The organism is Nocardioides mangrovi, from assembly GCF_020073815.1.
Classification (GTDB): domain Bacteria; phylum Actinomycetota; class Actinomycetes; order Propionibacteriales; family Nocardioidaceae; genus Nocardioides; species Nocardioides mangrovi.
The window spans coordinates 45,752-69,583 of sequence record NZ_JAIQZJ010000001.1; the positions used below are offsets into that span (position 1 = coordinate 45,752).

Here is a 23,832-nt window from a genome sequence, read left to right on the forward strand (position 1 = left end):
TCCGGGGTTTCGAGGCTCAGGCGCCAGAGCGCCTTCGCACCTCAACCAGCGAGACGTCTCAGCGCGCATACGCCTCGCGGAGGATCTGGAGGAGGGCGGCGCGGCCGGGGGGAGGGGAGTCCTGCCACCAGACGAGGCGGACGGCGACAGGGTCGGCGTCGCGGACGGGTCGGTAGGCGACGCCGGGGCGGGCGTGGACCCACTTCGTGGCCTCGGCGGTGATGCCGACGGCGCGGCCGGAGGCGATGACGTTGAGCCACTCCTCGACGCCGCGGACGTCGAGCGTCGAGGTGGCGACGTCGAGCAGCGGCTGGCGGGTGCTGCCGGTGCGCGGGTCGACGGCGACGACCCGCCCGTCGAGGTCGCCGAGCCGGACGAAGCGGCGCTGGGCGAGCGGGTCGTCGGAGGAGATGGCGAGGTAGCGGTTCTCGAAGCCGACGACGGAGGACTCGATGCGCGGGTCGGTCACCTCGGTCCGCACGATCGCGACGTCGACGAGTCCGTCGACCAGACCGGAGGTCGCGCTCCACGAGTGGACCAGCTCGAGCTGCGTGTCCGGCTGCTCCTGCCTCCACCGCTGCTGGACGACCGCGGTGTGCCGGCCCAGCGCCGCCCACGCGTAGCCGAGCCGCATCGTGGTCGCCGGCTCCCGCAGCGACCGGCGCAGCAGGTCCACCTCGTCCAGGACCGCGCGCGCGTGCACCAGCGACGTGCGCCCAGCCGGGGTGAGCGACACCGAGCGCGACGTACGTCGCAGCAGCGGTACGCCGAGCGACGACTCGAGCCGCGCGACGGCCCGGGAGACCGACGCCTGCGAGACGCCGAGCTCGATCGCGGCGTCGGTGAACGTCGCGTGGTCGACGACCGCAACGAAGGCGCGGAGGTCCCGTAGCGACGGATCATCCATACGCGAAGTGTATGGCTCGCGCGTGGCGTGCACTTTGCGCATGAGTGCCCCGGCCCGATGCTCGGCAGGTGACCGAGACCCATGAGACCCGCGCGCACGCGACCGGCGTCGCGCTGATGTCGGTCAGCGTCACCTGCATGCCCTTCGGCCAGGCGGCCGCGGCCCGCGCCGTCGACGCGATGTCGGCACCCGGGGTGGTCGCGATCCGCCAGCTCGTCACCGCGCTGGTCCTCGTCCCGGTCGCCCGGCCGCGGTTGCGCAGCCTCACCCGCCAGCAGCTCGCGCCGGCGGTGCTGCTCGGCGTCGTCTTCGTCGCGATGAACCTCTGCCTGCTCAGCTCCATCCACCGGATCGGCGTCGCCCTGGCGGTCACGCTCGAGTTCCTCGGCCCGCTCGCCGTCGCCCTCGTCTCATCGGGATCCCGGCGCGACCTCGCCCTCGCGGTCACCGCCGGACTCGGCGTCTACGTCCTCGTCCTGCCGGGACCGTCCAGCGACCTCCTCGGCGTCGGCCTCGCGCTCGGCGCGGCGGGCGGCTGGGCGACGTACATCCACGTCAACCGCACCCTCGGTGAGCGGCTGCCCGGGCTCGAGGGCACCGCCGTCGCATCCCTGGTGTCGACCGCCATCTGCCTGCCGCTGCTCGCCTGGCTGGTCGTGACCGGCCGGGCCTTCCACCCCGAGATCGGCTTCGCCCTGGTCGCCGGCGTGCTCTGCTCGGTGGTGCCGTACGGCGCGGACCTGCTCGCCCTGCGCCGCGTGCCGCGACAGGTCTACAGCGTCTTCATGAGCCTCAACCTGGTCACCGCCGCGGTGGCGGGGCTGGTGGTGCTCGGCCAGGGGCTGACCGCCCACGAGCTCGTCGGGATCGCCGTGATCGTGGGGGTCAACGCGGTCAGCACCCTGGCCGGGCGCCGGGTGGAGCGGCCTCAGCGGGTGACGGTCAGCGACGCCGAGTCGGTCGCGGTCGAGTCGCTGCCGGCGTAGAGGTCGATCCGGCCCGTCTCCACGACGAACTTCCCGCGGTTGTCGTAGAAGCCGACGTCGTCGCGGTCGAGGTGGAACTGCACCGTGGTCGACTCACCCGGGTCGAGCGACACCCGCTCGAACCCGACCAGCCGGCGCACCGGCTGCGAGATGCTCGCCACCGGGTCGTGCAGGTAGAGCTGCGCCACCTCGTCGCCGGCGACGTCGCCGGTGTTGGTCACCTTCATCGAGACCGTCACCGTGCCGCTGCGCGACATCGTGCTCCTGCTCAGCGACAGGTCGGAGACGTCGAACGTGGTGTAGCTGAGCCCGAAGCCGAAGGGGAAGAGCGGGTCGCAGGTGCGCAGGTCGCGGTAGCGAGACGTGTACTTCTGCGTCACGTCGCACGGGCGGCCGGTCGGCTCGTGGTTGTAGTAGATCGGCACCTGGCCGACCCGCTGCGGGAAGGTCACCGGCAGCTTGCCCCCGGGGTCGACCTCGCCGAACAGCACGTCGGCGACCGCGTTGCCGGCCTCGACGCCGGGGAACCACGCCTCCAGGATCGCCGGGGCGTCGTCCACCACGTCGCTCAGGTCGAGCGGGCGGCCGTTGAAGAGCACGACGGCGACCGGCTTGCCGGTGGCCTCGATCCGCCGGATCAGCTCCTCCTGCAGCCCCGGCAGGGTGATGTCGGAGCGCGACGCGGCCTCGCCGCTCATGCCGCGCGCCTCGCCGACCGCGAGCACGACCTGGTCGGCGCCCTGCGCAGCGGCGACCGCGGCGTCGAAGCCGTCGTCGCTGCCGCACTCGCCCGCGACGGTGTTGTCCGGCGGGTCGACGTCCGCGACCTCGCAGCCGGGCGTGTAGGTCACCGAGCCGCCGGCCTGCGCCTTGATCCCGGTCAGCACGCTCACCGCATCGTCGTCCTCGCCCTTGCCCCACCAGGGGCCGAGCATGTCGTGGGCGCTGTCGCCGAGCGGCCCGATCACGGCGGTCGACCTCGACGGGTCGAGCGGCAGGACGTCCTCGTCGTTCTTGAGCAGCACCATCGACTTGCCGGCGGCCTGCCGAGCGGCCGCGCGGTCGTCGTCGGTGAGGAAGCTGGCCGGGTCGGTCGCCTTGGTCTGGTCGACGTACGGGTGGTCGAAGAGGCCGGCGCGGAACTTCACCCGCAGGATCCGGCGTACGGCGTCGTCGAGCCGCGCCCTGCTGATCCGGCCGTCGGCCAGCAGCTGCTTGCCGTAGTCGCGGATGTAGGTGCTGACCATCTCCGAGTCGGTGCCCGCCATCAGCGCGTTGGCCGCCGCCTGCGGACCGTCGGCCGCGGTGCCGTGGCCGCACGGGCCCTCGTCGGGCGTGCGGGGCGGGCAGGCGCGGGTCTCGGCGACCGCGGTGTAGTCGCTCTCGATGAAGCCGTCGAAGCCCCACTGCTTCTTGAGGATCGTCGTCTCGGTGTAGGAGTTGGCACACCCCGGCACGCCGTTGATCGAGTTGAAGGAGCACATCACCGTGTCCGCGCCCGCGTCGATCGCGGCCTTGAACGGCGGCAGGTAGAGGTTGCGCAGCCGCTGCTCGGACATGTCGGTGGTGTTGTAGTCGCGGCCGCCCTCGGGCTGGCCGTAGCCGACGTAGTGCTTGACGCTGGTGACGACCTTGTCCCGAGCGGAGTAGTCGTTGCCCTGGGCGCCCTTGACCCGGGCTGCGGCCATGACTGAGTTGAGGTAGGGGTCCTCGCCCGCGCCCTCGGCGATCCGGCCCCAGCGCGGCTCGTGCGAGACGTCGACCATCGGGCTGTAGATCTGCTTGATCCCGACCGTCGCGGACTCGCGCGCGCCGATGGTGGCGTCGGCCTTGGCGACGTCGGGGTCGAAGGAGCTCGCGGCGCCCAGCGGGATCGGGAAGATCGTCCGGTAGCCGTGGATGGTGTCGTAGGCGAAGAGGATCGGGATGTGCAGCCGCGACTGCTCGACCGCGATCCGCTGGTAGTGGTCGATCTTCTCCGGGTCGGTGAGGCTGAAGACCCCGCCGACCCCGGCCTTCGCGTCGGCGTCGGTGATCTGGCCGTCGGAGAGCAGCTGCACCTGCTGCAGCTTCTCCGCGGTCGTCATCCTCGCCAGCAGCGCGTTCACCTTGCGCTCGATGCCCCGGTCGGCCGCCGTCCTGGTCGGGGCCAGTGCGGCCTCGTCGCTGGACTGACCACCCAGGGCCACCACGCTGCCGGCGACGGCCAGACTGCCGAGCAGGAGCCCGGCGGCCGTCGCGATGCTCACGGTCCGTCTCATGTCGTACCTCCGCGGGCGCCTGGTCGCACGGCCGACCCCGATGTCGGCCGTGTGCTCGCGCGGCCTCTCCCCGCGCCCGCACCGCGCAGGCGCTTCACCCTTTCACGGGCCGGCCGGGGCGACTAGCGACTAGAAGGTCAGCGTCAGCCCCAGCCCGAGGGAACGCGCCCGGCGGAGCACCGCCGCACCGGCGGCGACGTCGAGGGCCGCGTGGCCGGTCGACTTGTAGAGCGTCAGCCCGGAGCGCGGCGGGGGAGCGTCGAGCACCGACCCGATCAGCCGGACCCCCTCGACGCCCTGCAGCTCGTGGGCGCCGGCGGGCGGCGGCTCCGCGGCGGCACCGGGCCACTCGGCGTACACGGCGGCGGCGGCGACCGTCGCCGCGTCGACCTCGTGGCCCTGCGAGCCGCCGACCGAGCTCACGTGCGCGTGCGGCGCGAGCCAGTCCGGCTCGATCACCGGGGTCGTCGCGCCCGTGCAGAGGAAGACCGCCTCTGCCTCGCGGACCGCGTCGTGGACCGTCGTCGCCCGGACGCCGGGGTACGACGACGCCAGCCGCTCGCCCGACCTCGGGTCGCGGGTGCCGAGCGCGACCTCGGTGCCCGGCGCGACCAGGGCGAGCAGGTCGAGCTGGGCCCGCGCCTGGACGCCCGCGCCGACGACGGCGAACCGCTCGGCCTCCGGCGCCAGCGCCTGCTGGCTGACGGTCGCGGACGCCGCGGTGCGCACGGCCGTGATCCGGCCGCCCTCCATGATCGCGAGCGGGCGGCCGTCGTGCTGGTCGAAGACCGCGACCAGGCCGAAGTGGGTGCTGCGGCCGCTGTCGGCGCCGTCCGCCCCCGGCACCGCGAAGATCGACACCAGCTTGGCCGCGAGGCCGACGTCCGCGACGTACGCCGGCATCCCGGCCAGCAGCCCGTCGGGGGTGCGCGCCGCGATCCGCGGCGGCGAGGAGACCCGCCCGGCGGCGATCGCGGCCAGCGCCGCGCGCACCGCGTGGAGCACGTCCAGCGGGTCGAGGGCCGCATCGGTCGCGGCGCCGTCCAGCACCAGGACGTCCGAGGAGGGCCCGGTCACGGCAGGTCGAGGTCGGTCGCCATAAGGTCGCCCAGTGTCACCCACCACCCGACCGGTCGTCTATCGCGACGTCACGGTCTTCGACGGCACCGGCGACCCCGCCGTCCCCGGTCGTTCCCTCGTCGTCGAGGACGACCGGATCGCGGCCGTCGTCGCCACCGGCGACCTCGTCGTGCCGGAGGGCGCGGAGGTCGTCGACCTCGGCGGCGCGCACCTCATCCCCGGACTCGTCGACTCCCACCAGCACCTCGCCACGCCGCCCGACCGGCCGCAGGCCGAGGCCTGGCTGCGCCGGATGGTGTACGGCGGGGTGACCACGATCCGCGACATGGCCGACGACCTGCGCCAGGTCGGCGACCTGGCCCGGGCCTGCCTGGTCGGCGAGATCCCCGGCCCCGACATCCGCTACGCCGCGCTGATGGCCGGCCCCAGCTTCTTCGACGACCCGCGCACCTGGCAGGTCTCGCAGGGGGAGACCCCGGGCGAGGTGCCGTGGATGCAGGCGATCACCGACGACACCGACCTCGTCCTGGCGACGGCCCTCGCGCGCGGCACCCACGCGTGCGCGGTGAAGATCTACGCCGACCTCGAGCCCGCCCTGGTCGCCGCGATCACCGCCGAGGCCCACCGGCAGGGGATCGCCTCCTGGGCGCACCTCGCCGTCTTCCCGGCGCTCCCGCTCGACGTCGTCCGGGCCGGCGTCGACGTGGTGTCGCACGCCTCGCTGCTGGCCTGGCAGACCCACGAGGACGTGTCGCCGACGTACAAGGACAAGCCGGTGATCGACCGCGGCTCGGTCGACCCCGACCACCCACGCATCGCCGCCGTGCTCGACGAGATGGCCGCCCGCGGCACGATCCTCGACGTCACCGCCAGCATGTGGGAGAGCGAGGACGTGCTCGAGGACGCCGACGAGGCCGAGCGCGACCGCGCCGCCGGCCACGCCGAGCTGTCGGCGCAGATCGCCGCCCGTGCGTACGCCGCCGGCGTGCCGATCTCGACCGGCAGCGACTACGAGACGCCCGCCGGTGACGCGTTCCCCGCGCTCCACCGCGAGCTGCTCTTCCTCCACGAGCGCGCGGGCATCCCGGCGGCCGACGTGCTCGTCGCCGCCACCCGGACCGGCGCCCGCAGCGCCGGCGTCGAGGCGCAGACCGGCACGCTCGAGCCAGGCAAGCGCGCCGACTTCGTGGTCCTCGACGCCGATCCGCTCGCCGACCTCCGCCACCTCGACCGCATCCGGATGACCGTCAAGCGCGGCGTACGCCACCTCCGCGAGGACTACCGATGACCCGCGACCTCACGATCGTCAACGCGCTCGGGATCCTCGACAACCCCAACGCCGAGCGCTCCCGCGCCGCGGCCGCTCGGCTCGAGCCGGGCAGCGACTTCATCACCATCGACGAGCGCACGATCGCCGACGCGCACGCCAGCGGCCTGACCGCGATCACCATCACCCTCGGCTACACCGTCGGCGACGTCGAGCCCTACGCCCACACGCTCCACGAGATCGAGACCTGGGACCGGCTGCTGGCCGAGCACCCCGACGACCTGACCCAGGTGCTGGAGGCCGGCGACATCGACCGGGCCCGGGCCGAGGGCAGGGTCGGGGTGGTCTACGGCTTCCAGAACGGTCTCGCGATCGGCGACGACCTCGACCGGGTGGCGCATTTCCAGCGAGCCGGCGTCCGCGTGATCCAGCTGACCTACAACCAGGCCAACCACCTCGGGGACGGGTCGATGGCGCCGGGCAACCGCGGGCTCACGCCGTACGGTCGCGAGGTCGTGGCGGCCCTCAACGACGCCCGGATGATGGTCGACCTCTCTCACAGCGGTGAGCGGACCTGCCTCGACGCGATCGCGGCGTCGCGCACGCCGGTCTCGATCAACCACACCGGCTGCCGGGCGATCGTCGACGTGCCGCGCAACAAGACCGACGAGGAGCTGCGGCTGGTGGCCGACGGCGGCGGCTTCGTCGGCATCTACTTCATGCCGTTCCTCAGCCCGACCGGTCACGCCACGGCCGCCGACGTCGTCGCCCACCTCGAGCACGCGATCGACGTCTGCGGCGAGGACGCCGTCGGCATCGGCACCGACGGCACCGTCACCGGGATCGACGACCTCGACGGCTACCGCGCGACCCTCGCCGAGCACGTGGCGCAGCGGGCCGCGGCCGGCGTCGGGGCTGCGGGGGAGCGCGCGGACACGCTGCCCTTCGTCGAGGACCTGCGCGGCGTCGAGCAGTTCCACCGGCTGGTGGACCTGCTCGAGCAGCGCGGCCACTCGTGGTCGCGGATCGAGAAGGTCATGGGCCGCAACTTCGTGGAGTACGCCGCCCGCGTCTGGTGACGCCCCGGCCGGAGGTCAGCGGCTGTCGGCGGCCGCGATCCGCTCCTTGACCCGGGCGAGGTCGGCGAAGACCTTGAGGGCCGCCCAGTCCGGCTGCGTCCTGTCGGCCAGGTGTCGCCGCATGGCGCGCTCGGCGACCCCGGAGTCGACGGCGAGGATCATCCGCTGGACCCCGAAGCGGTCCGCCCAGCGGGTCAGCAGCTCGTCGGGGAGCCGGTGGGACGCGGCCAGCGCGAGCACCCGCTCGGCCTCGGACGCCGAGACCTCGTCGCGGAGCAGCGCCACCAGGTCGCCCGCGACCGGAGCCGCGACCGGGGCCAGGGTGGCACGGGAGGCGCGGGTGACGACCGACCGCGGCGAGGTGGCCCGCTGCCGGGGCAGGTGCACCGGCGACGACGGGACGTCCCGGGCGCGCCTGTCGTTGCTCGCCGGCCGGGCCAGCAGCCCGAGCATCAGCCAGAGGATCGCCACCGCCGCCATCGCACCGAGCACCATCGCCATGCTCGTGCAACGCACGGCGGGGAGGGCGGTTACGGCCAGGGATCGTCCGGTGAGGAGAAGGGGCGCCTCCGGCAGGATTCGAACCTGCGGCACCTGGTACCGGAAACCAGTGCTCTATCCCCTGAGCTACGGAGGCATCGCCCCGTCGACGGCGGGCCGTCACGGGACTGCGCAGAACCCTACAGCCGACGCGCGGGACAGGTGCAATCGGGCTGCGCCCGGCCCGGCCCGTCCCACCGCGGATATCGATGCAAGGGCGAGCGCCGGGCGCCGATACCCTTGCCGGGTGACTCCCGAGCAGCTCTCCACCGCGATCGTCGACGTCCTGACGACGCTGTCCGACGAGGGTGCGATCACCCTGCCGGACGGCGTCCCGACGAGTGTCACGGTGGAGCGCCCGCGATCGAAGGAGCACGGCGACTACGCCACCAACGTCGCCCTCCAACTGGGCAAGAAGGCCGGGCTCAACCCTCGCGCCTTCGCCGAGCTCGTCCAGACGGGCCTGCTGCAGGCCGACGGGATCGACGCCGTCGACATCGCCGGGCCGGGCTTCCTCAACATCTCGGTCTCGGCCGGCGCCCAGGGCGTCATCGCCGAGCAGGTCGTCGCGGCCGGCGCGTCGTACGGCGTCACCGACTCGCTCCACGGCGAGAAGATCGACGTCGAGTTCATCTCGGCCAACCCGACCGGCCCGCTGCACCTCGGCCACACCCGCTGGGCCGTGGTCGGCGACGCGATCGCGCGGGTGCTCGAGGCCGCCGGTGCGACCGTGACCCGCGAGTTCTACATCAACGACCGCGGCAACCAGATGAACCTCTTCGGCGCCTCGATCGAGGCCGCCGCGCTCGGGCAGCCCACGCCCGAGGACGGCTACCACGGCGGCTACATCGCCGACCTGGCCCAGGAGATCGTCGACGCGGACCCGGCCATCCTCGACCTGCCCGCGGACGAGCGGCTCGTCGCCTTCCGGGAGAAGGGCTACGCGCTGCAGCTCGCCCAGCAGCAGGAGCAGCTCGACCGCTTCAACACCCACTTCGACGTGTGGTTCTCCGAGCGCAGCCTCCACGACAGCAACGACGTCGCCGCCGGGCTCGAGAAGCTCCGGTCCCAGGGCCACCTCTTCGACGCCGACGGCGCGCTCTGGATGCGGACCACCGACTTCGGCGACGACAAGGACCGGGTGCTGATCCGGTCCAACGGCGAGCTCACCTACTTCGCCAGCGACACCGCCTACTACGTCAACAAGCGCGAGCGCGGCTTCGACCGGTGCATCTACCTGCTCGGCGCCGACCACCACGGGTACGTCGGGCGGCTGCGCGCCATGGCCGCCTGCGCCGGCGACGACCCCGACCGCAACATCGAGGTCCTCATCGGGCAGCTGGTGAAGATCGTCCGCGGCGACCAGGAGGTCCGGCTCTCCAAGCGGGCCGGCGAGATCGTGTCGCTCGAGGAGCTGATCGACGAGATCGGCACCGACGCGCTGCGCTACTCGCTCGCGCGCTACCCGGCCGACTCGCCCCTCGTGCTCGACGTCGCCGAGATCACCAAGGCCTCCAACGACAACCCCGTCTACTACGTGCAGTACGGCCACGCCCGGACCTGCCGGATGATGGAGAACGCGGCCGAGCTCGGCATGTCGATGCCGCAGCAGTTCGACCCGGCGCTGCTCTCCCACGAGAAGGAGGGCGAGCTGCTCCGGTCGCTCGCCGAGTTCCCGCGGGTCGTGGCCAGCGCCGCCGAGCTGCGCCACCCCCACCGCGTGGCCCGCTACCTCGAAGACATGACCGCGGTCTTCAACCGCTGGTACGACACCCGCGAGTGCCGGATGCTGCCCCAGGGCGACGAGCCGGTGGCGCCGGTCAACGAGGCGCGCCTCGTTCTGGTCGCCGCGGCCCGCACCGTCTTCGCCAACGGCCTCGGTCTCCTCGGCGTCTCCGCCCCGGAGCGCATGTAGATGTCCCACGAAGCAGGCTGGGCGCACGCGCCCGGGGCGCTCCGCGGCCCCGCATGGCTGCAGCCCCCCGCCGACCCCAACGCCCTGGTCCAGCACCTCTGGTCGCAGACCGCGCACAAGGTCGACGGCGAGCTCCACGTCGGCGGCCTCGCGCTCCCCGAGCTCGTCGCCGACGTCAACACCCCGGCGTACGTCCTCGACGAGGACGACTTCCGCTCCCGGGCGCGGGCCTTCCGCGACGCGTTCGCGGCGTACGACGTCTTCTACGCCGGCAAGGCCTTCCTCTGCACCGCCGTCGCGCGGTGGGTGCAGGAGGAGGGGCTGTGCCTCGACGTCTGCTCCAACGGCGAGCTGACCGTCGCGCTGCGGGCCGGCTTCGACCCGGCGCGGATCGGCTACCACGGCAACAACAAGACGCTCATGGAGCTGCGCCGTGCGGTGGCCGCCGGCGTCGGCCGGATCGTCGTCGACTCCTTCGACGAGATCGAGCGGCTCGCCTCGATCACCGCCGACGGCCTCAGCACCCGCGTCATGGTCCGCGTCACCGCCGGCGTGGAGGCGCACACCCACGAGTACATCGCCACCGCCCACGAGGACCAGAAGTTCGGCTTCTCGATCAGCAACGGCCAGGCCTTCGAGGCGGTACGCCGGGTCCTCGCGACGCCGGGGCTCGAGCTGCTCGGCCTGCACTCCCACATCGGCAGCCAGATCTTCGACTCCTCCGGGTTCGAGGTCGCGGCCCGCCGGGTGCTCGCCCTCCAGGCGCGGGTCAGCGACGAGCTCGGCGTCGCGCTGCCCGAGATGGACCTCGGCGGCGGCTTCGGCATCGCCTACACGACCCAGGACGACCCGAGCGACCCGGCGCAGCTCGCGACCGAGATGAGCAAGATCGTCGAGCACGAGTGCCGCGCGCTCGGCATCCCCGAGCCGCGGCTGTCGATCGAGCCCGGCCGCGCGATCGTCGGGCCCGCGATGTGCACCGTCTACACCGTCGGCACCGTCAAGGACGTGCAGCTCGACGGGGGCGCGGTGCGCACCTACGTCAGCGTCGACGGCGGGATGAGCGACAACATCCGCACCGCCCTCTACGACGCCGACTACTCCTGCACGCTCGCCTCCCGCGACTCCGCCGCACCGCCGGTGCTGTCCCGCGTGGTCGGCAAGCACTGCGAGGCCGGCGACATCGTGGTCAAGGACGAGTTCCTCCCCGGGGACCTCCGGTCCGGCGACCTGCTGGCGGTCCCGGGCACGGGTGCCTACTGTCGCTCGATGGCCTCCAACTACAACCACGCGCTGCGGCCCCCGGTGGTCGCGGTGCGGGACGGGGTCGCGCGCGTCGTCGTACGCCGCGAGACTGAGGACGATCTGCTCGCAACGGACATGGGTGATCAGTAATGGAGAGCGACAAGCTCACCCCAGGAAATGCAGTGAGGGTGGCGGTGCTGGGCTGCGGCTCGGTCGGCTCGCAGGTGGTGCGGCTGCTCGGTGAGCAGGCGGGCGACCTCGCCGCCCGGGTCGGCGCGCCGGTGGAGCTGGCCGGCGTCGCCGTACGCCGCCTCGACGCGCCGCGCGAGGTCGAGGTGCCCGAGGGGCTGCTCACGACCGACGCGACGGCGCTCGTCACGCGCGACGACGTCGACCTGGTGGTCGAGGTGATCGGCGGCATCGAGCCCGCCCGGTCGCTGATCCTGGCCGCGCTCGAGAGCGGCAAGTCGGTCGTGACCGCCAACAAGGCGCTCCTCGCCGAGGACGGCCCGACGCTCTTCGAGGCCGCCGAGAAGGTCGGCCGCGACCTCTACTACGAGGCCGCCGTCGCCGGCGCGATCCCGATCCTGCGCCCGCTGCGCGAGTCGCTGGCCGGCGACCGGGTGACCCGGGTGCTCGGCATCGTCAACGGCACCACCAACTTCATCCTCGACAAGATGGACTCCTCCGGCGCCGGCTTCGCCGAGGCGCTCGAGGAGGCCCAGGAGCTCGGGTACGCCGAGGCCGACCCGACCGCCGACGTCGAGGGCTTCGACGCCGCCGCGAAGGCCGCGATCCTCGCCTCGCTCGCGTTCCACTCGCGGGTGACCGCCTCCGACGTCTACCGCGAGGGCATCACCGAGGTCACCGCGGCCGACGTCCAGTCCGCGGTCGAGATGAACAGCGTCGTCAAGCTCCTCGCCATCGCGGAGCTCAGGACCGGACCCGGGGGAGACGACTCGGTCGCCGTCCGCGTCCACCCGGCGATGATCCCGCGGTCCCACCCACTGGCGTCGGTGCGCGAGGCCTTCAACGCGGTCTTCGTCGAGTCCGAGGCCGCCGGCCAGCTGATGTTCTACGGCCCGGGCGCCGGTGGCGCGCCGACCGCGTCCGCCGTCCTCGGCGACCTCGTCACGGTCGCCCGCAACCGGCTCGCCGGGACCCGCGGCGCGGGCGAGTCGGCCTACGCCGACCGCGCCGTGCTGCCGATGGGGGAGACCGTCACCCGCTACCACGTCGCGATCGACGTCGACGACCGCGCGGGCGTGCTCGCGTCGGTCGCGATGGCGTTCGCGGAGCACGGCGTCTCGATCCAGACCGTCCGCCAAGAGGGCCGCGACGCCGACGCCCAGCTCGTCGTCGTCTCCCACGAGGCGACCGACGCCCAGCTGTCCGCCACCGTCGAGACCCTGCGCGGCATGGACGCCGTCCGCGAGGTCACCTCCGTCATGCGCGTCGAAGGAGCCACCGAGTGATCAGCCCGCCGACCTCCCGCACCCACCAGTGGCGCGGCGTGATCGAGGAGTACCGCCCGCTGCTCGAGATCCCCGAGGGCACCGCCGCGATCACGCTCCGCGAGGGTGGCACCCCGCTGGTCTTCTCCGAGTGGCTCTCCGGCCTCACCGGCGCGGAGGTGTGGCTCAAGGTCGAGGGCAACAACCCGACCGGCTCCTTCAAGGACCGCGGCATGACCGCGGCGATCTCGGTCGCCAAGCACGACGGCGCCGAGGCCGTCGTCTGCGCGTCGACCGGCAACACCTCGGCCTCGATGGCGGCGTACGCCGCGAAGGCCGGGCTGAAGCCGCTCGTCCTGGTGCCCGAGGGCAAGATCGCCGCCGGCAAGATGGCCCAGGCGATCCTGCACGGCGCCCAGGTGATCATGGTGCGCGGCAACTTCGACGACTGCCTGGCGATGGCCAAGGGCCTCTCCTGGGACTACCCCGTGGCGCTGGTCAACTCCGTCAACCCGGTCCGCCTCGAGGGGCAGAAGACCGCGGCGTTCGAGATCTGCGACCTCCTCGGCGACGCCCCCGACTACCACCTGCTGCCGGTCGGCAACGCCGGCAACATCTCGGCGTACTGGCTCGGCTACACGCAGTACGCCGGCTGGGGGATGGCGACCAAGAAGCCGATCATGCGCGGCTTCCAGGCCGAGGGCGCGGCGCCGCTGGTGACCGGGGAGCCGTTCCCGGACCCGGAGACCCGCGCCACCGCCATCCGGATCGGCAACCCGGCCTCGTGGAAGCTCGCCGAGGCGGCCCGCGACGAGTCCGGCGGCCGCTTCGCCTCGGTCAGCGACGGGCAGATCCTCGCGGCGCAGCGCGAGCTCGCCTCGCGGGACGGCGTCTTCGTCGAGCCCGCCTCGGCGGCCGGGATCGCCGGGCTGCTGCAGGAGCTCGCCGGCGGCGAGTCCTACCGCGGCGCGACCGTCGCGATCACCGTCACCGGCCACGGCCTCAAGGACACGGTGACCGCGCTCGAGGGCTTCACCGAGAGCGGCGGCACCATCGTCGACACCGTCGTGGACGCCGACGTCGCGGCTGCCGCCGCGGCGGCCGGACTCGCCTGAGGCCGCGGGTGGTGACCTTCGTCGAGGGGGCCGTCCGGGTCCGCGTGCCCGCGACCTCGGCCAACCTCGGCCCCGGCTTCGACGCGCTGGGCATCGCGCTCTCGCTCCACGACGAGCTCGAGGCGGAGGTCCGGCCCGACGGCCTGGTCATCGAGGTCACCGGTGCGGGCGCCGAGGACGTGCCGCGCGACGAGTCGCACCTCGTCGTCCGCTCGATGCGCGCGGCGTTCGAGGCGCTGGGGGAGCAGCCGCCCGGCCTGCGGCTGTCCTGCACCAACGTCGTCCCGCACGCCCGGGGCCTCGGCTCCTCCTCGGCGGCGATCGTCGCGGGTGTCGTGCTGGCCCGCGGACTGGTCGCGGGCGGCGCGCTGCTCGTGGACGACGACGCGCTCTTCCGCCTCGCCGCCCGGCTGGAGGGTCACCCGGACAACGTCGCGCCCGCCTTCTACGGTGGCTTCACGATCTCCGGCAAGGACACCCCGCCCGAGGGCGAGGGCGGCTTCTACTCCGTCGGCTCGGCGGTCGACCCGCGCGTCGAGGTGGTCGTCTTCGTGCCGCCGACGCCGGTCTCGACCGCGGTCGCCCGCGGCCTGCTGCCCGCCCGGGTCCCGCACGCCGAGGCCGCCGCCGACGCCGGGCGTACGGCGCTGCTGGTCGCGGCCCTCGCGGGTCAGCCGGAGCACCTGTGGCGCGCGACCCGCGACTACCTGCACCAGTCCTACCGGCGCCCCGCGATGGCCGACTCGCTCGCCCTGGTCGACGAGCTGCGCGACGACCAGGTGCCCGCCGTGGTGTCGGGCGCCGGACCCACCGTCCTGGCCTTCACCGACGCCTCGGGCGCCGCCGCGCTCCGGGCCCGCTGCCCCGACGGCTGGACCAGCCACCACCTCACCGTCGACCGGGACGGCGCCGTCCTCCTCTGAGCGTGGTCCCGTCACGCGTGCCGGATGCCACACCGGCGCCGACGCGGGTGTATGTTGTGGGCGCGCCGAGCTCTGGTCCCAGGGTTGGGCGCATCTCTCCCTCGTCCTGGTGCGGCCCCGCTTGGTGTGCCCCGGCGGCCGAGGGAACCTGACCCCACGCCGACGGCTCCAGGCCGGTACGGCGCTGATACGTGGGAAGGACCTCACGTGACGGAAACGATCGAAGCCACCACCGGCGACACCGGCGACCAGCCCCAGGGGCAGACCGCCAAGAAGCGCGGTGGAGGGCTCAACTCCATGCTGCTGGCCGACCTGAAGTCGATGGCCGGCGGCCTGGGGATCCCGGGCGCGGGCTCGATGAAGAAGGCCCAGCTGGTCGAGGCGATCAAGGCCCACCAGTCGGGCGGCGGCCGCCCCCAGCAGGACCAGGCGAAGCAGGACCAGCCGAAGCAGGACCGGCCCAAGCGGGACGAGCCGAAGCGGGACGAGCCGAAGCGGGACCAGCCGGACCAGGACGGGCCTAAGCAGGACCAGCCGGAGCAGCGGTCCGAGCCGCAGCAGGACCGCCCGCAGCGCGACCAGCAGCAGGATCGCCAGCAGCGTGACCGGCAGCAGGACCGGCAGCAGGGTGGCCAGCGCGCGAAGCAGGACCAGAAGCAGGGCAACCAGCAGGCCAACCAGCAGGGCAAGGGCGGTGACCAGAACAAGGGTCAGCAGCAGCCCCAGAACAAGAACGACCAGAAGAACGACCAGAAGAACGACGCCCGGAACGACCCCAAGGGCAACCAGCCGGCCGACCAGCAGGGCGACCAGCAGGGCGACGACGACGGCGACGGCGAGGGCAGCCGGCGCAACCGCCGGCGCCGCGGCCGGGACCGCTCGGGTCGCACCGGTCAGCGCACGGAGCCGGACACCACGATCCTCGAGGACGACGTGCTGGTCCCCGCGGCCGGCATCCTCGACGTGCTCGACAACTACGCCTTCGTCCGCACCAGCGGCTACCTCGCCGGCGCCGACGACGTTTACGTGTCGCTCTCGATGGTGCGCAAGTACGGCCTGCGCCGCGGTGACGCGCTCGTCGGGCAGGTGCGCCAGCCGCGGGAGGGTGAGCGCAAGGAGAAGTTCAACCCGATGGTCCGGATCGACGCCGTCAACGGCGCCGACCCCGAGACCGCCAAGCACCGCGTCGAGTTCGCCAAGCTGACCCCGCTCTACCCCTCGGAGCGGCTGCGCCTCGAGACCGGGCCGGACAACCTGATCGGCCGGGTCATCGACATCGCGGCGCCGATCGGCAAGGGCCAGCGCGGCCTCATCGTGTCCCCGGCCAAGGCGGGCAAGACGATGGTCATGCAGTCGATCGCCAACTCGATCACCACCAACAACCCCGAGTGCCACCTCATGGTGGTCCTGGTCGACGAGCGCCCCGAGGAGGTCACCGACTTCGAGCGCTCGGTCAAGGGTGAGGTCATCTCCTCGACCTTCGACCGGCCGGCCAGCGACCACACCACGGTCGCCGAGCTCGCGATCGAGCGCGCCAAGCGTCTCGTGGAGCTCGGCCACGACGTGGTCGTGCTGCTCGACGGCATCACCCGACTCGGCCGCGCGTACAACCTCTCGGCTCCCGCCAGCGGCCGGATCCTGTCCGGCGGCGTCGACTCCGCGGCGCTCTACCCGCCGAAGAAGTTCTTCGGCGCGGCCCGCAACATCGAGGACGGCGGCTCGCTGACGATCCTCGCGACGGCGCTGATCGAGAGCGGCTCGAAGATGGACGAGGTGATCTTCGAGGAGTTCAAGGGCACCGGCAACATGGAGATCCGCCTGCGCCGCGACTTCGCCGACAAGCGGCTCTTCCCGGCCATCGACGCGGTCCAGTCCGGCACCCGGCGCGAGGAGCTCCTGATGAGCCAGGACGAGCTCGCCATCATCTGGAAGCTGCGCCGGCTGCTGTCGTCCCTCGACGGCCAGCAGGCCCTCGAGCTGCTGCTCGAGCGGCTGAAGAAGTCGCAGACGAACATCGAGTTCCTCATGCAGGTCCAGAAGACCACGCCGACGGTCCCGGGCCGCGAGGACTAGCGGGGTCCGCACGACGGGCGGCGGTTCCCGCAATCGACAGGGGAGCGCGTTAGGCTGCCCCCGCACAGCAATCGAAAGGGGGCCGCGTGGCCCGGATCCTGGTCGCGGACGACGACGTCGACATCCGCGAGCTCGTCGAGTTCAAGCTCTCGACCCTCGGCCACGACGTGGTCGCCGTGGCCGACGGCGCGGCGGCGATCGACGCCTGCCAGGCGGAGCGTCCCGACCTTGCCGTGCTCGACGTCATGATGCCGGGGGTGTCCGGCCTGGATGCCATCCGCGCGATCCGCGCCGACCCCGCGCTCGCCGACCTGCCCGTGATCCTGCTGACCGCCCGTGCGCAGGAGTCCGACGTCGAGACCGGCTTCGACTCCGGCGCCGACGACTACATCACCAAGCCGTTCAGCCCCCGCGAGCTGGCCTCGCGGGTCCAGGCCCTGCTGACCCGCTCCGGCTGACTGGTCCGGCTGGCCGTTCGGCCTCCGGGACGCCGCTGTGACGGTAGTCTCGGATGAGGGGATGCGGCGCGCGATCCGGCGCGCCGTCGTGGGATTCGTTCGTCGTGCACTGGGGGGTGTGACCGAACCATGAGTGGCCGTCCGGTGACCCGCCTGGTGGCGCCCGTCCTGGCGCGGGTCGCCGTGGTCGCGGGGTTGATGACCCTGGTCGCGATCGTCGGCATCGCCGTGTCCGGGGCAGCGGTCGATCGCCTCGACGACGAGCTCCGGCCCGCGGTCGCGTCCAACCAGGCCGTGCTCCAGGACCTGACGAGCATGTCCGCCGCGGTCGAGGCCTGGTCGAGCACCGGGCGCGGGTCCGCCGCCGACGACTACCAGCAGGCGCTGGTCCAGCTGCCCGCCCACGAGCAGACCGTCCGCGAGTACGCCGCCGGCGACCGCGAGCTGACCGCACTGGCCGAGGGCCAGGAGCGGGCCGCGCAGACCTGGATCGCCGAGTACGCCGGTCCGCGCATGGATGCCGAGGGCGGGACCCCCGCGTCGGGCGCGGAGATCCGGAAGGGCACGGCCGCGTTCGACGACCTCCGCGCGGCCAACCGGGCCACCACCGAGGCGCTCGAGAGCCGGGTCCGGAGCTCGACCGACGCCATGTCCTGGCTGCTCAAGGGCACCGCGCTCGCCGTCCTGGCGGTCGCGCTGGTCGGCTACTTCGTGGTGGCGCGGTCGCGCCGCAAGCTGATGGCCGAGCTCTCCCAGCCGCTGCTCGACCTCGAGAAGGTCGTCTCGCGGATGCGCGACGAGCCCGACGTACGCGCCAAGCCGGCCGGGCCCAAGGAGGTCCAGGCGATCGCGCAGGCGATCAACGACCTGGCCGACGCCCAGTCGCGGGCCAAGGCGGTCGAGGTGTGGATCCAGAAGGAGATGCGGACCCTCGACACCGCCAAGGACGACTTCGTCTCCAACGTCTCGCACGAGCTCCGCACCCCGTTGACCACGATCAGCGGCTACCTGGAGATGGTGGCCGAGGAGTTCGAGGACGCCCTCGAGCCCCGCCACGAGCGGATGCTGGAGGCGACCCGCCGCAACGTCGCCCGCCTCAAGATGCTCATCGACGACCTGCTCACGCTGTCGCAGGCCGAGGGCCGGGCCAGCCAGATGGAGGTCATCGACCTCACCGGCCTGGTCCGCGAGGTTGTCATGGACGTCAAGATCACCGCGGCCCGGCGGGGTATCGAGATCGGGGTGGTCACGCCCGTGGCGCCGGTCGCGGTGCTCGCCGACCGGGCGATGCTGCACCGCGCGTTCCTCAACGTGGTCACCAACGCCGTGAAGTTCAGCCACGACGACGGCCGGGTCCGGGTCGAGCTGCGAGCCGACGGCGCCGAGGTCGCCGTGGCCGTCACCGACGAGGGCATCGGCATCCCCGCGTCGGAGATCGACCGGCTCGGCACCCGCTTCTTCCGCGCCTCCAACGCGGTCACCAACGAGATCGCCGGCACCGGCCTGGGGGTCCGGATGACCCAGACGATCGTCGACAAGCACCAGGGCAGCGTCCTCTTCTCCTCCGAGGAGGGTGCCGGTACGACGGTCACCGTCCGGCTGCCGCAGCAGTCCGCCTCGGTCCCGACCGTCACGCCGATCCCGATCACCCGCACCCCGGTCCCGGTCCCCACCCCTCGCGCCCTCGAGCCGGTCCCGGCCCCCGCGGTCACCCGAGAGACGAGCCCGGAGCCGTCCGGCGAGGTCGACCCCGCCGACGCCGGCGAGCTCCCGCGGATCGTGCCGGCCTTCGCCCGACGCCGCTCCTGAGCGGTGACCGAGCGGGAATGCCGCGGATTACCGCGACGTTCCCTCCCATGTCACAATCGTCTGTCGGTCCCGGTTCACGCACTCCTCGAAGGGGGGAGGCGACCCGGCGGCCATGAGAGGACACCATGAAGAAGGACATCCACCCGGACTACATCGAGACCCAGGTGACCTGCACCTGTGGCGCTCAGTTCACCACCCGCAGCACCGCGACCTCGGGCACGATCCACGCCGACGTCTGCTCGCAGTGCCACCCGTTCTACACCGGCAAGCAGAAGATCCTCGACACCGGCGGCCGCGTCGCCCGCTTCGAGGCCCGCTACGCCAAGAAGGCCGCTGACGCCAAGAAGTAGCTGCCTCCGAGCGCCGGTTCCCGCCACGTGCGGGGACCGGCGTTCTGTATTTCCACCGGCGCAGCAGGAGAGGGTGACGATGTTCGAAGCGGTCGAGGGGATGCTCGCCGAGCACACCGAGCTGGAGGGCCGCCTCGCCGAGCCCGAGACGCACGCCGACGCTCGGCTGGCCAAGCAGCTCAACCAGCGGTACGCCGCGCTGTCCTCCATCATCGGTGCCTGGCGGGAGTGGCAGCAGCTCGGTGACGACATCGAGGCCGCCCGCGAGCTCGCTAGCGAGGACCCGGCGTTCGCCGAGGAGGCCGAGTCCCTGACCGGCCGGCGGCACGAGGCCGAGGAGCGGCTCCGCCGGCTGCTCGTGCCCCGCGACGCGGCGGATGACAAGGACGCGATCCTCGAGGTGAAGTCGGGGGAGGGCGGCGAGGAGTCGGCGCTGTTCGCCGGCGACCTGCTGCGCATGTACACCCGGTACGCCGAGGCCCGTGGCTGGAAGGTCGAGGTCCTCGACGCGGCCGAGTCCGACCTCGGGGGCTACAAGTCCGTCACGGTCGCCGTGAAGGCGAAGGGCACGCCCGAGCCGGGGGAGGCGCCGTACGCCCTGCTCAAGTTCGAGGGCGGCGTGCACCGCGTCCAGCGGGTGCCGGTCACGGAGTCCCAGGGGCGTGTCCACACGAGTGCCGCGGGCGTCCTGGTGCTGCCCGAGGCCGAGCAGGTCGACGTGCAGATCGACGACAACGACCTGCGCATCGACGTCTTCCGCTCCAGCGGACCGGGCGGCCAGAGCGTCAACACCACCGACTCGGCGGTCCGGATCACCCACCTGCCGACCGGCATCGTGGTCAGCTGCCAGAACGAGAAGTCCCAGCTCCAGAACAAGGAGCAGGCCCTGCGCATCCTGCGCTCGCGGCTCCTCCAAGCCGCCCAGGAGGCCGCCGACGCCGAGGCCGGCGAGGCCCGGCGCAGCCAGGTCCGCACCGTCGACCGCTCCGAGCGGATCCGCACCTACAACTTCCCGGAGAACCGCATCTCCGACCACCGCACCGGCTACAAGGCCTACAACCTCGACCAGGTGCTCGACGGCGACCTCCAGCCGGTGCTCGACTCCTGCGTGGAGGCCGATCTCGCGGCGCGGCTCGAAGCCCTCGAGCAGTGAGCGATCGCCGCGAGCTGCTCCGCGCGGCCACCGGGCGGCTGCGCGAGGCGGGGGTCGCGAGCCCCGAGCACGACGCCGCGGAGCTCCTCGCGCACGTCCTCGGTACGACGCGGGCGGGTCTGGTGCTGGTCGACGACGTCCCCGAGGTCGCCGCGGGGGAGTACGCCGCACTCGTCGGCCGCCGGGCCGGCCGCGAGCCGCTGCAGCACCTGACCGGGGTCGCGTTCTTCCGCTACGTCGAGCTCGCCGTCGGCCCCGGGGTGTTCGTGCCGCGGCCGGAGACCGAGCTGCTCGCCGGGTGGGCGGTGGAGGTCGCCCCGCAGGGCGGCGTCGCGATCGACCTCTGCACCGGGTCGGGCGCGGTCGCCAAGGCGCTCGCCGACGAGCGGCCCGACCTCGAGGTCCACGCGGTCGAGCTGGACGAGCCGGCGTACGCCTGGGCCGAGCGCAACCTCGCCGGCACCGGCGTCGACCTGCGCCAGGGCGACTTCGCGACCGTCTTCGACGACCTCCTCGGCACCGTCGACGTGGTCACCTGCAACCCGCCGTACATCCCGCTGGAGGCGTGGGAGTCGGTGGCGCCCGAGGCCCGCGACCACGACCCGCACCTCGCGCTCTTCTCCGGCGCCGACGGCCTGGACGCGATCCGGGTCCTCGAGCGGCGTGCCGCGGAGCTGCTGCGTCCCGGCGGGGTGCTCGGCTTCGAGCACGCCGACGTGCAGGGCGAGTCCGCTCCCGGGGTGCTCGCGGGGACCGGCCGGTGGGCCGACGTGCGCGACCACGAGGATCTGGCGGGCCGTGCGCGCTACACGACCGCCCGGCTGGCACGATGACCCCTGTGACGAGCGAAGGGACGAGCGAGCGCTACCCGACCGGCACCGACGAGGAGCGCGAGGAGGCCGTCGAGGCCGCCGCCGACGCGATCCAGCGGGGTGAGCTGATCGTGCTGCCGACCGACACGGTCTACGGCATCGGCGCGGACGCCTTCGACCCCGTCGCCGTCCGCGGTCTGCTGGCCGCCAAGGGCCGCGGCCGGGAGATGCCGCCGCCGGTGCTCGTGAGCGCCGCGACGACGCTCGACGCCCTCGCCACCAAGGTGCCCGGCTGGGCCCGCTCGCTGGTCGAGGAGTTCTGGCCCGGCCCGCTGACCCTGGTCTGCCACCAGCAGACGTCGTTGCAGTGGGACCTCGGCGACACCCGCGGCACCGTCGCCGTCCGGATGCCCGACCACGACGTCGCCCGGGCGATCCTGGAGCGCACCGGCCCGCTGGCCGTCAGCTCGGCCAACAAGACGGGCATGCCCGCCGCGACCGACGCCGACCAGGCGATCGACATGCTCGGCGACGACGTCGCCGTCGTCGTCGATGCGGGGGAGTCGCCCGGCGGCGAGGCCTCCACGATCGTCGACTGCACCGGCGACCAGGGCCGGGTGCTCCGGCTCGGCGCCCTCTCCCTCGAGCAGCTCAACGCGGTCCTCGAGCCCCTCGGGGCGACCCTGACCGACGACGGTCCGGCCCAGGGTCAGTAGGGCGGCCCATGCGCGAGTACCTCCTCGTCTTCCTCGTCGCCGCGGCCACGACGTACCTCCTCACGGTCATCGCCCGGGAGCTCGCACTGCGGACCGGCGCGGTGGCGAAGGTCCGCGACCGCGACGTGCACGCCGTGCCGATCCCCTACCTCGGCGGCCTGGCGATGCTGGGCGGCCTGGTGGCGGCGTACGTCGTCGCGCGGCAGCTGCCCTTCCTCTCCACGAGCGGCCCCTTCGTCTTCCGCGACGCCGGCATCGTGCTGATCGCGGGGGCGCTGATCTGCGCAGTTGGGGTGCTCGACGACCTCTTCGAGCTCGATGCGCTCACCAAGCTCGGCGGGCAGGTGCTGGCCGCCGGCTTCCTCATCGCCTTCGGGATCCAGTACGTCTACGTGACGGGCCGCGACGGCACGCAGTACCCGCTCGATCCGGCGCAAGGCGCGCTGCTGACCGGCTTCATCGTCGTGGCCACGGTCAACGCCGTGAACTTCGTCGACGGACTCGACGGCCTCGCCGCCGGCGTGGTCGGCATCGGGGCGGTCGCCTTCTTCGTCTTCTGCTACCAGCTGGCCAGCATCAACAAGGTGTCGCTGGCGACCACCGGCGCGCTGCTCAGCGCCGCCCTCGCGGGTGCCTGCGCGGGCTTCCTGCCGCACAACTTCCACCAGGCGCGCCTCTTCATGGGGGACAGCGGGTCGATGCTGATCGGCCTGGTGCTCTCGGCCAGCGCGGTCACCCTGACCGGGCAGTTCAGCCCCGACCAGATCTCCCAGGGCGCCGCGGGCACCCAGGCGAGCCTGCTGCCGACGCTGCTGCCGCTGCTGCTGCCGATCTCGATCCTGATCGTGCCGATGCTCGACCTGGTCCTCGCCGTCGTACGACGAACGCGCGCGGGGCGCTCACCCTTCGCCCCGGACAAGCAGCACCTCCACCACCGCCTGCTCGAGATCGGCCACTCCCACCGCCGTGCCGTGCTGATCATGTGGATGTGGGCGGCCCTGGTCAGCCTCGGCACGGTGCTGATCAGCCTCTACAACGACGAGGCGTGGATGTGGGCGTCGGTGGGCGCGATGGCACTGCTCACCGTCGGCCTGACCTTCCTCCTGCCCAAGCTCCACCACCCCGGCCGTGCGCTCCCGGAGCAGGCCTGACAGACTGGCGCGTGGCCGGTGGTCTGCAGGGGCTCCACCCCCGAGTTCGGCGGCCGAGAGCGCTTGTGCTAGTTTTCACAAGCACCCCGAAGCACCACCCTGTTCAGCCACGAGAGAACGGCCGCCGACCATGACGACCGCGACCAACCGGACCCCGGTGACACGCCCGAGGACCGGTCTGTCTGGCTGTGGTAGTTTCGCGCCGTCGCCGGTTGCCGAGGGTCGGACCACCTCCCGTGTCCGCCTGCCCGGTGGCGTCCTGCCTTTCGATGTCGATGCCGACGAATGGGACTTGGGTGAATGGTCGATGAGCGCTCCGACGCTGGCCCCGCTGACGCGGGTCTGCGCGGCCGCGACCTCATCGGGCTCGGCGGTCTTCTCGCCGGCTGCGTCGTCCTCGGCCTGGTCCTCGGTCTCGTCGTCGACAACGCCGCGGGCTCCTCGCCGGTCGGTGTCCTGGTCGGCATCGGGCTCGGTGTCCTGGCCGGCTGCGTCGGTTTCGTCGCCAAGGTCCGTGCCGCCCTGCGGGGGTGAGCAC

At 72.8% G+C, this 23,832-nt stretch carries 21 protein-coding genes and 1 tRNA gene; 17 read left to right on the top strand and 5 right to left on the bottom strand.

The annotated features are described in order from the left end of the window. Positions 1-58: 58 nt before the first annotated feature. The gene (locus tag K8U61_RS00200) at positions 59-907 is read right to left on the bottom strand and encodes a LysR family transcriptional regulator (protein ID WP_224120940.1); all 849 of its coding nucleotides are present in this window, start codon (positions 905-907) and stop codon (positions 59-61) included. 68 nt (positions 908-975) lie between these two features. Between K8U61_RS00200 and K8U61_RS00205 the strand changes: the two genes are divergently transcribed. Next, positions 976-1,893: an EamA family transporter gene (locus K8U61_RS00205; protein WP_224120941.1), complete on the top strand. Its 918-nt coding sequence runs from the start codon at positions 976-978 to the stop codon at positions 1,891-1,893. Here K8U61_RS00205 and bglX read toward each other — a convergent pair. Further along, positions 1,836-4,142 (bottom strand): beta-glucosidase BglX, encoded by a 2,307-nt coding sequence (gene bglX / locus K8U61_RS00210; RefSeq protein ID WP_224120942.1) that lies wholly within the window; start codon positions 4,140-4,142, stop codon positions 1,836-1,838. The two genes, K8U61_RS00205 and bglX, sit on opposite strands and share 58 nt — an antisense overlap. A gap of 141 nt (positions 4,143-4,283) precedes the next feature. After that, a complete protein-coding gene (locus tag K8U61_RS00215; RefSeq protein ID WP_224120943.1) occupies positions 4,284-5,231 on the bottom strand; it encodes an NAD(P)-binding domain-containing protein in 948 nt (315 codons plus the stop codon). A 34-nt stretch (positions 5,232-5,265) separates the two neighbouring features. Here K8U61_RS00215 and K8U61_RS00220 point away from each other — a divergent pair, with 34 nt between their 5' ends. Both K8U61_RS00220 and K8U61_RS00225 read left to right on the top strand, forming a co-directional pair. Beyond that, the gene (locus tag K8U61_RS00220; RefSeq protein ID WP_224120944.1) at positions 5,266-6,522 is read left to right on the top strand and encodes an amidohydrolase family protein; all 1,257 of its coding nucleotides are present in this window, start codon (positions 5,266-5,268) and stop codon (positions 6,520-6,522) included. Beyond that, positions 6,519-7,580: a dipeptidase gene (locus K8U61_RS00225; RefSeq protein WP_224120945.1), complete on the top strand. Its 1,062-nt coding sequence runs from the start codon at positions 6,519-6,521 to the stop codon at positions 7,578-7,580. Before K8U61_RS00220 ends, K8U61_RS00225 begins: the two co-directional genes overlap by 4 nt. 15 nt (positions 7,581-7,595) lie before the next feature. Here the strand turns inward: K8U61_RS00225 and K8U61_RS00230 are convergent, their stop codons facing one another. Both K8U61_RS00230 and K8U61_RS00235 read right to left on the bottom strand, forming a co-directional pair. Next, on the bottom strand, positions 7,596-8,096 hold the full coding sequence (locus tag K8U61_RS00230; RefSeq protein WP_224120946.1) for a hypothetical protein: 501 nt from the start codon (positions 8,094-8,096) through the stop codon (positions 7,596-7,598). 48 nt (positions 8,097-8,144) lie between these two features. Next, positions 8,145-8,217: transfer RNA gene (locus K8U61_RS00235), tRNA-Arg, on the bottom strand. 150 nt (positions 8,218-8,367) lie between these two features. On the opposite strand from K8U61_RS00235, the gene argS reads away from it, so the two are divergent. The 14 genes from argS to K8U61_RS00305 all read left to right on the top strand — a co-directional run bounded on the left by argS (position 8,368) and on the right by K8U61_RS00305 (position 23,828). Beyond that, positions 8,368-10,035, top strand: coding sequence for an arginine--tRNA ligase (argS, locus tag K8U61_RS00240; RefSeq protein ID WP_224120947.1), 1,668 nt, complete (start codon positions 8,368-8,370; stop codon positions 10,033-10,035). Continuing rightward, positions 10,036-11,430, top strand: a complete 1,395-nt coding sequence (gene lysA / locus K8U61_RS00245; protein WP_224120948.1) for a diaminopimelate decarboxylase — start codon at positions 10,036-10,038, stop codon at positions 11,428-11,430. After that, complete coding sequence (locus tag K8U61_RS00250) at positions 11,430-12,755, top strand: homoserine dehydrogenase (RefSeq protein ID WP_224120949.1); 1,326 nt, start codon at positions 11,430-11,432, stop codon at positions 12,753-12,755. The genes lysA and K8U61_RS00250 overlap by 1 nt, the downstream gene beginning before the upstream one ends. After that, entirely contained in the window at positions 12,755-13,849 is a 1,095-nt protein-coding gene (gene thrC, locus K8U61_RS00255) for a threonine synthase (protein ID WP_224121907.1), read from the top strand. The genes K8U61_RS00250 and thrC overlap by 1 nt, the downstream gene beginning before the upstream one ends. 11 nt (positions 13,850-13,860) lie before the next feature. Next, on the top strand, positions 13,861-14,772 hold the full coding sequence (gene thrB / locus K8U61_RS00260; RefSeq protein WP_224120950.1) for a homoserine kinase: 912 nt from the start codon (positions 13,861-13,863) through the stop codon (positions 14,770-14,772). A gap of 207 nt (positions 14,773-14,979) precedes the next feature. Continuing rightward, positions 14,980-16,845 carry a transcription termination factor Rho gene (gene rho / locus K8U61_RS00265; protein WP_372454157.1) on the top strand — a complete coding sequence of 622 codons (1,866 nt, stop codon included), beginning with the start codon at positions 14,980-14,982 and terminating at the stop codon, positions 16,843-16,845. 86 nt (positions 16,846-16,931) lie between these two features. Then, positions 16,932-17,303: a response regulator transcription factor gene (locus K8U61_RS00270; RefSeq protein WP_224120951.1), complete on the top strand. Its 372-nt coding sequence runs from the start codon at positions 16,932-16,934 to the stop codon at positions 17,301-17,303. A 144-nt stretch (positions 17,304-17,447) separates the two neighbouring features. Next, complete coding sequence (locus K8U61_RS00275) at positions 17,448-19,112, top strand: sensor histidine kinase (protein ID WP_224120952.1); 1,665 nt, start codon at positions 17,448-17,450, stop codon at positions 19,110-19,112. 125 nt (positions 19,113-19,237) lie between these two features. Further along, positions 19,238-19,462 carry a 50S ribosomal protein L31 gene (gene rpmE / locus K8U61_RS00280; protein ID WP_224120953.1) on the top strand — a complete coding sequence of 75 codons (225 nt, stop codon included), beginning with the start codon at positions 19,238-19,240 and terminating at the stop codon, positions 19,460-19,462. A 79-nt stretch (positions 19,463-19,541) separates the two neighbouring features. Then, complete coding sequence (gene prfA, locus K8U61_RS00285; RefSeq protein WP_224120954.1) at positions 19,542-20,615, top strand: peptide chain release factor 1; 1,074 nt, start codon at positions 19,542-19,544, stop codon at positions 20,613-20,615. After that, on the top strand, positions 20,612-21,448 hold the full coding sequence (gene prmC, locus K8U61_RS00290; protein ID WP_224120955.1) for a peptide chain release factor N(5)-glutamine methyltransferase: 837 nt from the start codon (positions 20,612-20,614) through the stop codon (positions 21,446-21,448). The genes prfA and prmC overlap by 4 nt, the downstream gene beginning before the upstream one ends. A 5-nt stretch (positions 21,449-21,453) precedes the next feature. Next, positions 21,454-22,143: an L-threonylcarbamoyladenylate synthase gene (locus tag K8U61_RS00295; protein ID WP_224120956.1), complete on the top strand. Its 690-nt coding sequence runs from the start codon at positions 21,454-21,456 to the stop codon at positions 22,141-22,143. Positions 22,144-22,151: 8 nt separating this feature from the next. After that, positions 22,152-23,294: a glycosyltransferase family 4 protein gene (locus K8U61_RS00300; protein WP_224120957.1), complete on the top strand. Its 1,143-nt coding sequence runs from the start codon at positions 22,152-22,154 to the stop codon at positions 23,292-23,294. A gap of 300 nt (positions 23,295-23,594) precedes the next feature. After that, positions 23,595-23,828, top strand: a complete 234-nt coding sequence (locus tag K8U61_RS00305; RefSeq protein ID WP_224120958.1) for an AtpZ/AtpI family protein — start codon at positions 23,595-23,597, stop codon at positions 23,826-23,828. Positions 23,829-23,832: the final 4 nt, after the last annotated feature.

Coding starts and splice junctions, on each gene's coding strand:
- rpmE (WP_224120953.1), top strand. CDS start 19,238: ATGAAGAAGGACATCCACCCGGACTACATCGAGACCCAGGTGACCTGC.
- prfA (WP_224120954.1), top strand. CDS start 19,542: ATGTTCGAAGCGGTCGAGGGGATGCTCGCCGAGCACACCGAGCTGGAG.
- K8U61_RS00300 (WP_224120957.1), top strand. CDS start 22,152: ATGCGCGAGTACCTCCTCGTCTTCCTCGTCGCCGCGGCCACGACGTAC.
- K8U61_RS00200 (WP_224120940.1), bottom strand. CDS start 907: ATGGATGATCCGTCGCTACGGGACCTCCGCGCCTTCGTTGCGGTCGTC.
- K8U61_RS00305 (WP_224120958.1), top strand. CDS start 23,595: ATGGTCGATGAGCGCTCCGACGCTGGCCCCGCTGACGCGGGTCTGCGC.
- K8U61_RS00225 (WP_224120945.1), top strand. CDS start 6,519: ATGACCCGCGACCTCACGATCGTCAACGCGCTCGGGATCCTCGACAAC.
- K8U61_RS00250 (WP_224120949.1), top strand. CDS start 11,430: ATGGAGAGCGACAAGCTCACCCCAGGAAATGCAGTGAGGGTGGCGGTG.
- lysA (WP_224120948.1), top strand. CDS start 10,036: ATGTCCCACGAAGCAGGCTGGGCGCACGCGCCCGGGGCGCTCCGCGGC.